Here is a 16,127-nt window from a genome sequence, read left to right as displayed (position 1 = left end):
TATTTTTTCTGCAAGCCCCGAATTTCGTCCGGTTCTGTTGCCGTAAACTGCTATTCCTGGTTGAAAATGAGGGAGACCCTGGCATATAATGAATTCAATTCGAACCCAGGGGTGAATGGAAAATGAGCGCACCAAGTTTACAGGCCTTCCAGGATCAAGTCTCCGAACTGCTGCTCCGTCACCGTAGTCTTCTGGATGTCATGTCCAAGAACGGACAGAGCAGTGCTTCCGTCAACCGGGCTGTCGTCAAAGCCATTACCGAATGCGGCTGCATTCAGCTGCATGCCACCAAGCAGGTCTTCGAGCCCACTCTAGGCCTTGAGCAAGCCAAGGAGCTTGCCGGAACCCATCTGGCAGGGGAGCTGTGTGAGAACTGCCGCGAGGTCATTGGCTCCGAGCTGGGCCGCGAGCTGTTCTACATGTCTGCACTCTGCAATTTGCTTGCTATCAATATGGACGAGGTTGTCGCCAAGGAATCGCAGAAATGCGCAACACTCGGGTTGTTCAACTTGTCCTGAGCAGACCGTCCGCGCTCTCCTTCATCCATTCCGCCAGCTCCGGGGGAACCTTATTCCGTATACTTCCCTTCCCGCAGGCAGCAAAAAGGCATTGCACTCTCCTGATATTCAGGAAAGGCAATGCCTTTTGTATATAGCGTATAGCGGTCTATGAATGAAATAAGTTCTGAAGAAGGGCTAACCGTTCTTGGAATGATATACCTTATCCTCCGAGCGTCTTCTGCGGCGGCGTTGCCGGCGGACCTTAAACAGCCCTAAGCTCTGTCTGAAGCCATATAAGGCGTACAGCGCCAGAAGTCCAAAGATCAGCTTGGCAATCTGTTCAGGGAAGACCACCGCAACAGCTACAGCGATCACGATAACTACAGGTGCGCCTATAACCGCTTTTTTGGGAAAACCAATCTTCTTGAAGTTGGGATACTTCACTGTGCTGACCATCAGATACGACAGCAGCAGGGTAGCCATAATCATGAATGGTGCAGATACATCCTTATGGAAAAGTGCAAGCGTGGCCAGAACCCCGCCCGCAGCAGGAATCGGCAATCCTACGAAATATCCCGGAATCCCCGGGCGGACATTGAACCGGGCCAGACGTAAGGCTCCGAATACAGGGAAGATCGCCGTGACGGTCCATCCCAGTGCAGGATTCAGCTCCTGCAGACTTGTTAAATACATAATCAGCGCCGGGGCGACTCCAAACGAAACTACATCGGATAGAGAATCCAGCTCCTTGCCGAATTCACTCTCACATTTCAGCGCACGGGCCATCCGGCCATCCAGCCCATCGAGCAGCATCGCGATAATCACCATGATAGCGGCCATGCTCAGCTTGCCGTCAAACGCCATCATGATACCAAACATTCCAAGCATCAGATTACCAATCGTAAAAAGACTTGGAATTGATTTTTGTATCATTTCTTCACCTCAATTTTCCTACTTGTACTGCATGGGACTGCAACATTACGTGATTGTATGGTATTTACATTTGTCTGTCAATAAGAACTTGTTTCTGGAGCCGCTTCAGCCCGTCCTGAATATTACGTGCGCGGACCTCGCCAATGCCGTCCACTTCATCAAGCTCAGCTATGCTTGCCTTCATCAGGTTAGGCAGCATTTCGAAGCGTTCCACCAAATTGTGGATGATCACATTCGGCAGCCGTGGAATCTTGTTCAGCAGGCGGTAACCACGGGGAGTTACAGCTTCTTCGGAGGAAATGGCTGTTGAGGAATAGCCCAGCAGGCGGGCAATATGGTTGTCATCCATCAGTTCATCATCGCTGCTGCGCTTCAGCCCGGCAATGATCTCACGGATCTTCTCCTCCTGCTCTTCTCTGGCATAGTCTCTGTACAGCAGCCATGCTTCTTCCTCTGTATTTCCAACCAATTCTTCCATCTGCATACTGATCAGCCGTCCTTCATTGCCAAGCTCGTTGATGTAACGCTTAATTTCCATTTTGATTCTCAGCACCATCTCCACGCGCTGGATCACACCGACGACCTCGGCCACCGTCACAATCCCCTCATATTCAGAAGCGGACAGGTTGGTCAGCCCTTGTGTCAGAACGGCTCTGTACTTCTCCAGGGTCTGAATCGCCTGGTTGGCTTTGGCCAGAATCGAACCAATTTCCTTGAGTGCGTAACGGATGGAGCCCTGATACAGCGTAATAATATTACGGCGCTGGGAAATGGAAACGACCAGCTTGCCGGTCTGCTTCGCTACCCGTTCTGCCGTCCGGTGCCGGATTCCTGTCTCGATCGAAGAGATGGAGGAATCGGGGATCAGCTGCGTATTGGCGTACAGAATCCGCTTCAGATCCTCGCTCAGAATAATCGCTCCGTCCATTTTGGCCAGCTCGTATAAATAGTTTGGTGAAAAATCGCAGTTAATGGAGAAGCCGCCATCGACAACCTCCATGACCTCCGGACTATATCCGACAACAATCAGTGCCCCGGTCTTCGCGCGAAGCACATTCTCCAGCCCTTCCCGGAAGGGTGTTCCGGGTGCAGCCATTCTAAGCAGATCATTCATATTATCTGATGGATTATATTCTTTCATGTCCCTGTGCCCCCTAATCTAACGCGACCGCTAGTGCCTGTGCTACTGTGCTGACGCCTATAATCTGGATATCCTGCGGATGCTTCCAGCCCTTCAGACTCTTCTCGGGCATAATAACCCGCCGGAAGCCAAGCTTGGCCGCCTCTTTCACCCGCATCTCTGCGCGTGATACCCCTCTCACCTCACCGGTAAGCCCTACCTCCCCGAAAAACACATCATACGGCTTGGTCGGAAAATCACGGAAGCTGGAGGCAATGCTGATAGCGACAGCCAAATCCACTGCCGGCTCATCCAGCTTCACCCCTCCCGCAACGTTGAGGTAAGCGTCCTGATTCTGCAGGAACATGCCCATCCGCTTCTCCAGCACAGCAATGATCAGCGCCATCCGTTGATGATCCATACCTGTGCACATTCTGCGGGGCGAAGGGAAATGTGTCGAAGCCACCAGCGCCTGCAATTCAACAAGAACGGGTCTTGTGCCCTCCATGCTGGCTACCACCGCTGACCCGGCCACTCCGAGCGGGCGCTCAGACAGGAACAGCTCCGACGGGTTCTCCACCTCGGTCAGCCCGATTTCCCCCATTTCAAAGATCCCGATCTCATTGGTGGAGCCGAAGCGGTTCTTCACTGCCCGCAGCAGACGGTACGTATGATGGCGCTCCCCTTCAAAATAAAGGACACAATCCACCATATGCTCCAGCATACGCGGGCCGGCAATAGCGCCTTCCTTCGTTACATGACCAACAAGCACTGTGGCGATCCCCCGGATCTTGGCGATCCGCATGAATCTTGTCGTACATTCCCGCACCTGTGCTACACTGCCCGGCGCACTGGTTACCTCCGGCATAAATACAGTCTGGATCGAGTCAATGACCAGAAATTGAGGCTGAATCTGCTCAATCGCTTCCTCAATGCTCTCCATGTTCGTCTCACATAGAACGTACAGTTCCGCAGACAGCGCTCCGAGGCGGTCGGCCCGCAGCTTGGTCTGCCGCACAGATTCTTCCCCCGAAATATACAGCACGCGCAGCCCTTGTGTAGTCAGGGCATGCGAGGTCTGCAGCAGCAGTGTCGATTTCCCGATTCCGGGGTCGCCTCCGACCAGCACCAGCGAGCCGGGAACGATCCCGCCGCCAAGCACGCGGTTAAGCTCACCGATGCCCGTCAGAATACGGGGCTCCTTGTCACTTTCTATATTTATGATCGATTGCGCCTTTTCTTTACTCTGAAAAATAGGTGCATTCATGCCTTGTGTTTTGACTACGCTTTCCGTTTCCTCTACCATCGAGTTCCATTCCTGGCAGCCCGGGCACTTTCCGAACCACTTCGGTGATTCGTAGCCGCACTCGGTACAGAAAAATTTTGTTTTAGGTTTAGCCATGTGCACTCCTTACCGTCCGAACTTGCTAAAATTGCGGATATTTTACTCTTATTCAAAGTTTACCATTTCTGCACACTGAACGGAAGGACACTTAAGATCTAGTTTTTATTTGCGTCTTCTTTTAGGCGTGTTTGAGTATGTCTGAGGGACGAAAACAAGTAAAGCTCCCGCCCCTCTATACGGAGGAGCGGGAGCTTTGTTTCATTTTCCGGAACAATTATTCAGTTTCGACTGTTTTCTCCAGGGAGACCTCGGCCGGTGCTTCAACGGTGGTTACGACCAGTTCGCCGTTCACCTCATCAATGTTCAGGGAATCCCCCTTCTTGATGTTGCCCTTGAGCAGCTCTTCGGAGAGGCGGTCTTCGATATGCTTTTGAATCGCCCGGCGGAGCGGACGGGCACCGAAGGCCGGATCATAGCCCTCTTTGGCAAGGAATGCTTTGGCGCCGTCAGTGAGCAGGAAATCTACATCGTACTCACGCAGACGCTTGCGCAGCTCCTCGGACATCAGAGTCACGATCTCTGCGATATGCTTCTCATCCAGCGAGTGGAAGACAATGATCTCGTCGATCCGGTTCAGGAACTCAGGCCGGAAGCTCTTCTTCAGCTCTTCCATAACCTTGCCCTTCATGTTGCTGTAATCCGCGCCCGCATCCTGTACTGCGGTGAATCCAAGCGTCGAATTCTTCTTGATCGCCTGTGCCCCTACGTTCGAGGTCAGGATGATCAGGGTATTGCGGAAATCGACCACGCGGCCCTTGGAATCGGTCAGACGGCCATCTTCCAGTACCTGCAGCAGAATGTTGAACACTTCAGGGTGGGCCTTCTCAATCTCATCCAGCAGTACAACCGAGTAAGGCTTGCGGCGCACCTTCTCTGTTAATTGTCCGCCTTCTTCATACCCTACATACCCTGGAGGCGCTCCGACCAGCCGGGAGGTGGAATGCTTCTCCATGTACTCCGACATATCGATGCGGATTACCGCATTCTCGTCACCGAACATCGCTTCGGCAAGCGCCCGCGCCAGCTCGGTCTTACCAACCCCGGTTGGTCCGAGGAAGATGAAGGAGCCCATCGGACGTTTCGGGTCCTTCAGACCCGCACGCGCCCGGCGGAGTGCCCGGCTGACCGCCTTAACGGCTTCGTCTTGGCCAATTACGCGTTCATGCAGCAGGGCTTCCATATTCAGCAGGCGGTCTGTCTCTTCTTCCTTCAGCTTGCTGACCGGAATGCCGGTCCAGCTGGCCACCACCTGTGCGATATCCTCAGGTGTAACCTGGGAATCGGTGCGGCCCTGCTTTTCTTTCCACTGGTTCTTCGTAGTGTCCAGCTCTTCACGAATCTTCTGCTCGGTATCGCGAAGTGCAGCAGCCTTCTCGAACTCCTGGCTTTGTACTGCGGAATCCTTCTCCTTGCGGATATCATCCAGACGCATTTCCAGTTCCTTCAGATTCGGCGGGATGGTGTAAGAATTCAGTCTTACCTTAGAGCCTGCTTCATCAATCAGGTCAATGGCCTTGTCTGGCAGGAACCGGTCAGGAATGTAGCGGTCAGACAGCTTGACTGCTTCCACAATGGCTTCATCTGTAATCTTCACCCGGTGATGGGCTTCGTACCGGTCACGAAGACCGAACAGAATCTGTACAGCTTCCTCAGGGGAAGGCTGATCCACTGTGATCGGTTGGAAGCGGCGCTCCAGCGCGGCGTCCTTCTCAATATATTTGCGGTATTCATCAAGCGTTGTGGCACCGATGCATTGCAGCTCACCACGGGCGAGGGCAGGCTTCAGGATGTTGGAGGCATCAATCGCGCCTTCTGCACCACCCGCTCCGATCAGCGTATGAAGCTCATCAATGAACAGCACGATGTTGCCCGCCTGGCGAATCTCATCCATGATTTTTTTGAGGCGGTCTTCGAATTCACCGCGGTATTTCGTACCAGCCACTACAGAACCCATATCGAGGGTCATGACACGTTTGTCGCGCAGCGTCTCCGGAATTTCATTGTTGATGATCTTTTGGGCCAGACCTTCGGCAATCGCCGTTTTACCAACCCCAGGTTCACCGATCAGCACCGGATTATTCTTGGTCCGGCGGCTCAGCACCTGAATGACACGCTCAATTTCCTTGCTGCGGCCGATCACAGGGTCGAGGTTACCATCCTTGGCATAGGCCGTCAGATCGCGGGCCAGGCCGTCCAGTGTTGGCGTACTGACGTTAGCCGGAGCTCCGCTGTGGCTGGAGGTGGCTTCACTGCTGCCCAGGAGCTGTAATACCTGCTGGCGGGCCTTGTTCAGGCTAATGCCGAGATTGTTCAACACACGGGCTGCTACGCCTTCTCCCTCGCGGATCAGACCGAGCAGGATATGCTCTGTTCCCACATACGTGTGACCCAGCTTGCGGGCCTCGTCCATGGACAGCTCGATCACCTTCTTGGCACGAGGAGTATAAGCGATGTTGGTCGGTTGTTCCTGACCTCTGCCAATCAGTGTTTCCACTTCATCCTGTATCTTCTCCAGACCCAGACCAAGTCCGATCAATGCCTTAGCGGCAATGCCGTCTCCTTCACGAATCAGTCCGAGTAAAATATGCTCTGTCCCAATGTTGTTGTGTCCCAAACGTACGGCTTCTTCCTGCGCCAGCGCCAGCACCTTTTGTGCGCGTTCCGTAAATCTTCCAAACATCATATCTCCTGCACCTCCACGGATAATAAATATCTATAATTTAATGTTGTGATCCCAGTGTCTCCCGGAGCAGCTTCGCCCGGTACATATCGCGTTCAGTAGGCGACAGCTCGTCACCGAACAGCTTTTGCAGAAAGCCCGGCTGAGTCTTGACATTCAGCTCATTGAGCACTGAAATCGAAGGCCCTTCCAGAATCCCCAGATCTACACCAAGCCGCAGATCGGAGAGCCGCTGTGCCGATTCTTTCAGTTCCATCACAGCAGCATAGGCCAGAATTCCGTAGGAGCGCTTGATACGGTCCGTAATCCGCAGAGCGGAATCGACCAGCAGGCGTTCGCGGGCGTTGCGTTCATGCTCTATAATCTGGGTGACTACGCTGTGAAGATTCTCAATAATCTCATTTTCGGTCTGTCCGAGCGTAATCTGGTTGGAGATCTGAAAGATATTCCCTACTGCTTCGCTGCCTTCACCATAAATTCCTCTAACGGTAAGCCCCACCTGATTAACTGCGGACAAAATGCGGTTGATCTGATGCGTCATCACCAAGGCCGGCAGATGCACCATAACCGAGGCTCTCAGCCCTGTTCCCACATTGGTGGGACAGCTTGTTAAGTAGCCTCTGCGGTCATCGAAGGCGTAATTGACAGCAGCCTCGAAAATATCATCGATGGCGGTTGCCCTTACCCAGGCTTCTCTGACCTGCAGCCCCGGGAACAGGCATTGAATGCGGAGATGATCCTCCTCATTGATCATAATGCTGACCGACTCGTCCTCATTAAGAATGACTGCCCCGCCTTTGGAATCATCCGCCAGGTTAGGACTGATGAGGTGCTTTTCCACCAGTACCTTTTTGTCCAGCTCACCCAGCTCATCCAGTCTCAGCAGCTCGAAGCTGCCGAAGTCGGCCGAAGCTTCACCCTGAAATACGGGGGCAAGCTGCTCCAGCACCTCCTCCGACTGCTCTCTTGAAGCGAGCAGCGGGAACGGAAGATGCTCCAGATTACGGGCGATCCGCATACGGCTGCTGATGACAATCTCGGAATGGCTGCCGCCGCAGCGCATCCAGTCACTCAGTGCTTGTTCGGTAAACCGGAGACTTGACATGCCCGGATCCCTCCTATATATCAAAGACTTTACTCTTGTGGCATTTCTTTTTCAAGCTTGCGGATTCTGTCCCTCAGCTCAGCTGCGGTCTCGAACTCCTCCTGCACAATACTCTGCTGCAATTCATGCTTCAGCTCATCAATCTGGCGCTTGCACATAATCTGTGCGCCCGCCCGCTTGGGCAGCTTGCCGACATGCGCTGTACTGCCATGCACCCGCCTGAAGAGCGGGTCAAGCGTACTGTCGAAATACTTATAACAGGAGCTGCAGCCGAACCGTCCCAGCTTGCTGAACTGTGAATAGGTCATGCCGCAGTTCTCACAATGCAGCCCCTGCACACTTTGTGCGGCTGCTGACTTTCCCTTGCCCGAACCTTCCAGATCCAGGAGACCGGAAAGCAAGCTGTGGATAGAGAAGCCTCCCGCAGTTCCGGGAATCAGTTCACCCTTCTCCCGCGCACAGCTTTCGCAGATATGAAATTCCGTCTTCTCCCCGTTCACAATCTTCGTGAAGTGGAGTGTAGCCGGTTTGACGCCGCATTCCTGGCATAGCATGAGCGGTGTCCCTCCTTACCATTTGACAAATTATTTGCCCAATAAAGAGATTAGCATAGCCTTCATAAGCTTGGCACGAATCTCATCCCGGTACGGCAGATTAACCGTCAGGCATTCCCGGGAAACCGCAGAACGCATCAGACACGCTTCACGTTTGGAGAGGAAACGGGCCTCCTCCAGCTGATAAATCAGCCCTTCGGCAGAATTCTGATCAATATCATTCCCTATCGTGGAGTTCAGATGTGCGTATAAGGCCACATTCTGAGGCAGCTCATAGCGCTGAATCCGGATATATCCGCCGCCGCCGCGTTTACTCTCCACCACATATCCCTTTTCCAATGTGAACCGTGTGCTGATGACATAATTGATCTGTGACGGGACACAGGAGAACTGGTCCGCCAGATCATTGCGCTGAATTTCCACCGTACCTTCGGGACTTTCATGCAAAATATTCTTCAGATATTGTTCAATAATATCGGAGATATTACGCATCACTCATCCTCCAGTGTATAAGCATTGGTTAAATCTGTGCTGCGCCAACGCCTGCCGTCAGAGACATGCTCTTAAGAACTTAACCCGGGCAATGTAATAAGAATCGGCTGCAATAGCCTCTGCCCTGCGCTTTTTCTCTAAATGTTACATTCCTGAGAACGATGATATCCGGCCTGCGTTGACTTTGACTTTCTTTGACTTTTTCATATTATAACATATTCTCGCTGAATGCCAAGGGGTTACTCTTATTTTTTACGTTTTGGCTGTATTGTATTCCGGTTGCCTGCTTCGTTCACTGAAATGGAGGCGTTATGTATAGGACAGCTCCTCCCTCCTAGGGGAAGAGGAAGAGCCGTTCTCTGTCAGAAAAAATCGAATAATGCCGTCTCGGCCTGCGGAATCAGCGATTCAAGCCAAGCTGTCGCCTCAGCAGTTCCGGATAATTGTCCGTACTTTGCCGCCTGAAGCGGACGTTTGTATCCCATTAGCAGCACAGTAAGCGTGCCGATACTGCATTCCAGGTCAGCCTCTGACCGCTCGCCCTGAATCCGGGTGAACGCCGCTCCCCCTTGCTCCGACACAGTCCACCGCCATAACCCGTTGTTCCATGACGCATGCTTATCTTCAATATAAAGCACCCGCTCCCGGTCACCCTCCGGCACATTGAAGGTCATCTTCTCCACAAAAGCCTTAGCATTGACGATACGCGCCATGAAGTATGGATAATTCTCCTGCGCAATCCGCGGATCGGGAAGGAGGAAGGGAAGAATATCGTCAGCAGGCACCAGCTTCAGCTGTGCAGCCGTAATCATGGAGTCATGATTGGCCAGGAAGGTCCACAAGCCCTGGCGGGCAAGCTCGTTCCCATAGATAAACTCATCTATGACCAGCTCCTGCTGCACTATTTTATACAGCACATAGCCCTCCGGTTCACCCTGCTCTGAATAAAACACACAGGAATGCGTATCGTCATCAAGCACACTTTCCTTCCACCAGGTCTCAGTGCGCTGGAGAGTCCCGTTATACCTCATAGCGAATTGGTCGTACAGCTGCTGAAATACTGCAAGATCCGGGATATCGCGTTTCACGCTGCCCTTAATCTCCGTCTTGTGCGGGAACTTCCCTACCGGAAGAGTATACTTCTTATATTCACAGTAGATCTCCCAGCCGAATTTACGGTAAAAGGGAATCAGGAACGGATGCAAAAAGGACAATGTCTGACCGGCTTCATTCATCGTCTCGAGCGCATGGGTCAGCAGATGGGCTACATAACCCTGCCGGCGGTTCTCCGGCCAAGTGGCTACACCGGCGATGCCCCCCATAGAAATGGGCTTGCCTTGTATATATACCTGTAACGGAAGAAGCGTCAGCTTCGCACCGATACTGTCCCCTTCAAAAATCGCCCAGGTTTGTTCCGGTTTGAAGCTCTCCTTGGCGCGTACTCTGTCTTCTGCAGAAACCTTATACTTAAAAGCATATTCGGACAAGCTTAAGCTGTCCTCAAATTCTCCGGCACGTAACTGCCTGATTTCCATGCTGTTCCCCCCGTTACATTCCATAAATTAGCTCCAGATATTTGCTTAATAGAGAGTATAACAAGCCAAGCCGCCGGATGCTAATAAAGGCAGACCATCAGTTGCAAAAAGAATAGTTATCCACAGCTTTTGCACAGCAAAGCAAAAAACCGGAAAGAGTTTCTTTCCGGCTCAAAAGAGTTATCCCCGATTACATTTTATCTATCCACAATATTCACTTTTTATCCACAAAATCGGTGTATTACTTATGTTTTCGCTTGACTCATCCACAATATTGTGCGTGATTCCCCCATGATCCGGGGATCATTCTGTTCCTGTAAAGGTATCCACATGTGCGCAACTTTTCTGTACTTACTGAAATCTATCCACAGCTTTTCCACAGCCCTGCCCGCACGCAAAAAAACCACTGTCGATTGCTCAACAATGGCTCATGTGCTTGGCAACGTCCTACTCTCCCAGGACCCTTCGGTCCAAGTACCATCGGCGCTGGAGGGCTTAACGGTCGTGTTCGGGATGGGTACGTGTGGAACCCCTCCGCTATCGCCACCAAACGGGCATTTACAGCGTAAATGCTTCAGGAAATTGATTCCTGAAAACTGAATCCGAAACGAAATTTGCGTTTGCCCTTGTTACGGGGCCCCCGGAAAGTATTCGGAATCCGCTTCGTCAGCTTCATCTTCACTTTTTGGGGTAACTTTTGGATAAGCCCTCGACCGATTAGTATTGGTCAGCTCCATGCATTGCTGCACTTCCACCTCCAACCTATCTACCTCGTCGTCTTCAAGGGGTCTTACATACTGGGAAATCTCATCTTGAGGGGGGCTTCACGCTTAGATGCTTTCAGCGCTTATCCCGTCCGTACGTAGCTACTCAGCCATGCTCCTGGCGGAACAACTGATGCACCAGCGGTACGTCCATCCCGGTCCTCTCGTACTAAGGACAGCTCCTCTCAAATTTCCTGCGCCCACGACAGATAGGGACCGAACTGTCTCACGACGTTCTGAACCCAGCTCGCGTACCGCTTTAATGGGCGAACAGCCCAACCCTTGGGACCTACTTCAGCCCCAGGATGCGATGAGCCGACATCGAGGTGCCAAACCTCCCCGTCGATGTGGACTCTTGGGGGAGATAAGCCTGTTATCCCCAGGGTAGCTTTTATCCGTTGAGCGATGGCCCTTCCATGCGGTACCACCGGATCACTAAGTCCGACTTTCGTCCCTGCTCGACTTGTAGGTCTCGCAGTCAAGCTCCCTTATGCCTTTGCACTCTGCGAATGATTTCCAACCATTCTGAGGGAACCTTTGAACGCCTCCGTTACTCTTTAGGAGGCGACCGCCCCAGTCAAACTGCCCGCCTGACACGGTCCCCGTACCCGATGAGGGCACTAGGTTAGAACCTAGATACGATCAGGGTGGTATCCCAACGGCGCCTCCGCAGAAGCTTGCGCTCCTGCCTCCACGGCTCCCACCTATCCTGTACAGATCGTACCCAAATTCAATATCAAGCTGCAGTAAAGCTCCATGGGGTCTTTCCGTCTTGTCGCGGGTAACCTGCATCTTCACAGGTATTAAAATTTCACCGGATCTCTCGTTGAGACAGCGCCCAAGTCGTTACGCCATTCGTGCGGGTCAGAATTTACCTGACAAGGAATTTCGCTACCTTAGGACCGTTATAGTTACGGCCGCCGTTTACTGGGGCTTCGGTTCACAGCTTCGGGTTTAACCCCTAACCGCTCCCCTTAACCTTCCAGCACCGGGCAGGCGTCAGCCCGTATACTTCGCCTTGCGGCTTCGCACAGACCTGTGTTTTTGCTAAACAGTCGCTTGGGCCTTTTCACTGCGGCCCCCTCGGGCTATTCACCCTACCGAGGCACCCCTTCTCCCGAAGTTACGGGGTCATTTTGCCGAGTTCCTTAACGAGAGTTCTTCCGCGCGCCTTAGAATTCTCTTCTCGCCTACCTGTGTCGGTTTGCGGTACGGGCACCTTCTCCTGGCTAGAGGCTTTTCTTGGCAGTGTGAGATCATGACCTTCGCTACTATAATTTTCGCTCCCCATCACAGCCCAGCCTTAACGATGTGCGGATTTGCCTGCACACCAGCCTCACTGCTTAGACGGACATCCATCAGTCCGCGTCACTACCCTCCTGCGTCACCCCATCGCTCATAGCGGATTACGGTGGTACAGTAATTTCAAACTGTTGTCCTTCGACTACGCCTGTCGGCCTCGCCTTAGGTCCCGACTTACCCTGAGCGGACGAGCCTTCCTCAGGAAACCTTGGGCTTTCGGCGGATCAGATTCTCACTGATCTTTTCGTTACTCATACCGGCATTCTCACTTGTATGCTGTCCAGCGCTCCTTACGGTACACCTTCAACCCACATACAACGCTCCCCTACCCCAGGATCGACTTCACTCCAGCTTCGAAGTTCATGTTTATCCCCTGAAAGCATTTAGCCATTCATCCCTTCGGATGGTTCACGGCATCAATGTCAATCTGGATAAACACGCCTCAAAGGCGCAGTGAAGTCGATCCTAGCCATAGCTTCGGTGGTGTGTTTAGCCCCGTTACATTTTCGGCGCAGAGTCACTCGACCAGTGAGCTATTACGCACTCTTTCAATGGTGGCTGCTTCTAAGCCAACATCCTGGTTGTCTGTGCAACTCCACATCCTTTCCCACTTAACACACACTTGGGGACCTTAGCTGATGGTCTGGGCTGTTTCCCTTTTGACAATGGATCTTAGCACTCACTGTCTGACTCCCGGCAAGAAGTAAATGGCATTCGGAGTTTGACTGAGCTTGGTAACCCTTGCGGGCCCCGCACCCAATCAGTGCTCTACCTCCACCACTCCATTCACCGAGGCTAGCCCTAAAGCTATTTCGGGGAGAACCAGCTATCTCCGAGTTCGATTGGAATTTCTCCGCTACCCCCACCTCATCCCCGCATTTTTCAACATGCGTGGGTTCGGGCCTCCAGTGCGTGTTACCGCACCTTCACCCTGGACAGGGGTAGATCACACGGTTTCGGGTCTACGTCCACATACTCAGTCGCCCTATTCAGACTCGCTTTCGCTGCGGCTCCGGCTTCTCACCTTAACCTTGCATGTTAAACGTAACTCGCCGGTTCATTCTACAAAAGGCACGCCATCACCCATAGAAAGGGCTCTGACTTTTTGTAAGCACACGGTTTCAGGTTCTATTTCACTCCCCTTCCGGGGTGCTTTTCACCTTTCCCTCACGGTACTGTTTCACTATCGGTCGCCAGGTAGTATTTAGCCTTAGCAGATGGTCCTGCTGGATTCATACGGGGTTTCACGTGCCCCGCACTACTCGGGATCCGTCTCGGAGGGAACACAGTTTAGGCTACAGGGCTTTTACCTCTATCGCGGGCCTTTCCAGACCTCTTCACCTACTGAATTCCTTTGTAACTCCATGTGAGACGTCCCACAACCCCAAGAGGCAAGCCCCTTGGTTTAGGCTGTTCCGCGTTCGCTCGCCGCTACTGACGGAATCACTATTGTTTTCTCTTCCTCAGGGTACTTAGATGTTTCAGTTCCCCTGGTCTGCCTCTGCGTATCCTATGTATTCAGATACGAGTAACTGCGAATTACCACAGCTGGGTTTCCCCATTCGGACACCCCCGGATCAAAGCTTGCTTACAGCTCCCCGAGGCAGTTTCGTTGTTCGCCACGTCCTTCGTCGGCTCCTGGCGCCTAGGCATCCTCCGTGTGCTCTTAGTAGCTTAACCTCGATTTTTCCGTCAGGAAAATATCGGACAATGAATTTCTTCAACGCCTGTATTTCCATCAAGATCATCGTAGCATCGCCATTAATATGAAACTTGTTTACACAAGTTCAGCTTAAAGGAATGTTCTAAAACGCAAATTCGTTTCGGTATCCAGTTTTCAAGGATCAAGTTGCTGTTATTACGGGACAATCACGACTGTGATGTTCGGAATAACAGACAATGTATTTAGTATTTCAGACATAACAAATAGATGAAGTTTGTTGGTGGAGCCAAGCGGGATCGAACCGCTGACCTCCTGCTTGCAAGGCAGGCGCTCTCCCAGCTGAGCTATGGCCCCGCAAATTCCATCAAAACCGAACAAATGGAAACGCTCAAGGCTTTACGAAGTAAAGCCTACTTCAGGAAGCAAGCTTCCTGAAGACTTTTATTTGAATGTCTTCATTGCAGAAGACGATTCTCCATAGAAAGGAGGTGATCCAGCCGCACCTTCCGATACGGCTACCTTGTTACGACTTCACCCCAATCATCTACCCCACCTTCGGCGGCTGGCTCCCTTGCGGGTTACCCCACCGACTTCGGGTGTTGTAAACTCTCGTGGTGTGACGGGCGGTGTGTACAAGACCCGGGAACGTATTCACCGCGGCATGCTGATCCGCGATTACTAGCAATTCCGACTTCATGCAGGCGAGTTGCAGCCTGCAATCCGAACTGAGACCGGCTTTGCTGGGATTGGCTCCACCTCGCGGCTTCGCTTCCCGTTGTACCGGCCATTGTAGTACGTGTGTAGCCCAGGTCATAAGGGGCATGATGATTTGACGTCATCCCCACCTTCCTCCGGTTTGTCACCGGCAGTCACTCTAGAGTGCCCAGCTTCACCTGCTGGCAACTAAAGTCAAGGGTTGCGCTCGTTGCGGGACTTAACCCAACATCTCACGACACGAGCTGACGACAACCATGCACCACCTGTCTCAACTTTCCCCGAAGGGCACCTGATGCATCTCTGCTTCGTTAGTTGGATGTCAAGACCTGGTAAGGTTCTTCGCGTTGCTTCGAATTAAACCACATACTCCACTGCTTGTGCGGGTCCCCGTCAATTCCTTTGAGTTTCAGTCTTGCGACCGTACTCCCCAGGCGGAGTGCTTACTGTGTTAACTTCGGCACCAAGGGTATCGAAACCCCTAACACCTAGCACTCATCGTTTACGGCGTGGACTACCAGGGTATCTAATCCTGTTTGCTCCCCACGCTTTCGCGCCTCAGCGTCAGTTACAGCCCAGAAAGTCGCCTTCGCCACTGGTGTTCCTCCACATATCTACGCATTTCACCGCTACACGTGGAATTCCACTTTCCTCTTCTGTACTCAAGTCACCCAGTTTCCAGTGCGACCTCAGGTTGAGCCCAAGGTTTAAACACCAGACTTAAATAACCGCCTGCGCGCGCTTTACGCCCAATAATTCCGGACAACGCTTGCCCCCTACGTATTACCGCGGCTGCTGGCACGTAGTTAGCCGGGGCTTTCTTCTCAGGTACCGTCACTCCGGTAGCAGTTACTCTACCGGACGTTCTTCCCTGGCAACAGAGCTTTACGATCCGAAAACCTTCATCACTCACGCGGCATTGCTCCGTCAGGCTTGCGCCCATTGCGGAAGATTCCCTACTGCTGCCTCCCGTAGGAGTCTGGGCCGTGTCTCAGTCCCAGTGTGGCCGTTCACCCTCTCAGGTCGGCTACGCATCGTCGCCTTGGTGGGCCGTTACCCCACCAACTAGCTAATGCGCCGCAGGCCCATCCCCAAGCAGCAGATTGCTCCGCCTTTCATTCTCTCCTCAGGAGAAAAAAGAAATTATCCGGTATTAGCTACCGTTTCCGGTAGTTATCCCAGGCTTGAGGGCAGGTTGCCTACGTGTTACTCACCCGTCCGCCGCTAAGTCTGAAAGGAAGCAAGCTTCCTCTCAAACTCCGCTCGACTTGCATGTATTAGGCATGCCGCCAGCGTTCGTCCTGAGCCAGGATCAAACTCTCCAAATTGGTATTTAGAAAGAGCGATTGCTCATTTTGAA

9 protein-coding genes, 1 tRNA gene and 3 rRNA genes are annotated in these 16,127 nt (G+C 52.5%); 1 reads left to right on the top strand and 12 read right to left on the bottom strand.

From position 1 onward, the window contains the following. Window positions 1–122: 122 nt before the first annotated feature. Window positions 123–518: a hypothetical protein gene (locus tag MKY64_RS31195; RefSeq protein WP_036692322.1), complete on the top strand. Its 396-nt coding sequence runs from the start codon at window positions 123–125 to the stop codon at window positions 516–518. Window positions 519–695: 177 nt separating this feature from the next. Here the strand turns inward: MKY64_RS31195 and pssA are convergent, their stop codons facing one another. The 12 genes from pssA to MKY64_RS31135 all read right to left on the bottom strand — a co-directional run bounded on the left by pssA (window position 696) and on the right by MKY64_RS31135 (window position 16,095). Next, complete coding sequence (pssA, locus tag MKY64_RS31190; protein ID WP_036721891.1) at window positions 696–1,433, bottom strand: CDP-diacylglycerol--serine O-phosphatidyltransferase; 738 nt, start codon at window positions 1,431–1,433, stop codon at window positions 696–698. 64 nt (window positions 1,434–1,497) lie between these two features. Further along, entirely contained in the window at window positions 1,498–2,574 is a 1,077-nt protein-coding gene (disA, locus tag MKY64_RS31185) for a DNA integrity scanning diadenylate cyclase DisA (RefSeq protein WP_036721893.1), read from the bottom strand. A gap of 13 nt (window positions 2,575–2,587) precedes the next feature. Then, window positions 2,588–3,955, bottom strand: a complete 1,368-nt coding sequence (gene radA, locus MKY64_RS31180; RefSeq protein ID WP_036692317.1) for a DNA repair protein RadA — start codon at window positions 3,953–3,955, stop codon at window positions 2,588–2,590. Between the two features lie 217 nt (window positions 3,956–4,172). Continuing rightward, window positions 4,173–6,641: an ATP-dependent protease ATP-binding subunit ClpC gene (gene clpC, locus MKY64_RS31175; protein WP_076081724.1), complete on the bottom strand. Its 2,469-nt coding sequence runs from the start codon at window positions 6,639–6,641 to the stop codon at window positions 4,173–4,175. Between the two features lie 37 nt (window positions 6,642–6,678). After that, a complete protein-coding gene (locus MKY64_RS31170) occupies window positions 6,679–7,743 on the bottom strand; it encodes a protein arginine kinase (protein ID WP_036721897.1) in 1,065 nt (354 codons plus the stop codon). Between the two features lie 29 nt (window positions 7,744–7,772). Further along, window positions 7,773–8,297 (bottom strand): UvrB/UvrC motif-containing protein, encoded by a 525-nt coding sequence (locus MKY64_RS31165; RefSeq protein ID WP_340957833.1) that lies wholly within the window; start codon window positions 8,295–8,297, stop codon window positions 7,773–7,775. A 30-nt stretch (window positions 8,298–8,327) separates the two neighbouring features. Next, entirely contained in the window at window positions 8,328–8,789 is a 462-nt protein-coding gene (locus tag MKY64_RS31160; RefSeq protein ID WP_036721901.1) for a CtsR family transcriptional regulator, read from the bottom strand. Between the two features lie 362 nt (window positions 8,790–9,151). Next, on the bottom strand, window positions 9,152–10,324 hold the full coding sequence (locus MKY64_RS31155; protein ID WP_340957832.1) for a GNAT family N-acetyltransferase: 1,173 nt from the start codon (window positions 10,322–10,324) through the stop codon (window positions 9,152–9,154). Between the two features lie 434 nt (window positions 10,325–10,758). Continuing rightward, window positions 10,759–10,875 (bottom strand): 5S ribosomal RNA (rrf, locus tag MKY64_RS31150). A gap of 146 nt (window positions 10,876–11,021) precedes the next feature. Then, window positions 11,022–14,070, bottom strand: a 23S ribosomal RNA gene (locus tag MKY64_RS31145). Between the two features lie 261 nt (window positions 14,071–14,331). Further along, window positions 14,332–14,407 (bottom strand) — tRNA-Ala (locus MKY64_RS31140). Window positions 14,408–14,534: 127 nt separating this feature from the next. Then, window positions 14,535–16,095, bottom strand: a 16S ribosomal RNA gene (locus MKY64_RS31135). The 16S, 23S and 5S rRNA genes sit together here with 1 tRNA gene alongside, the layout of an rRNA operon. Window positions 16,096–16,127 lie beyond the last annotated feature (32 nt).

Origin of the sequence: Paenibacillus sp. FSL R7-0210, from assembly GCF_038009085.1 — a bacterium.
Classification (GTDB): domain Bacteria; phylum Bacillota; class Bacilli; order Paenibacillales; family Paenibacillaceae; genus Paenibacillus_AQ; species Paenibacillus_AQ silagei.
Note: the sequence above shows the minus strand (reverse complement) of the source record. Positions and strands in the feature narration are given on the sequence as shown.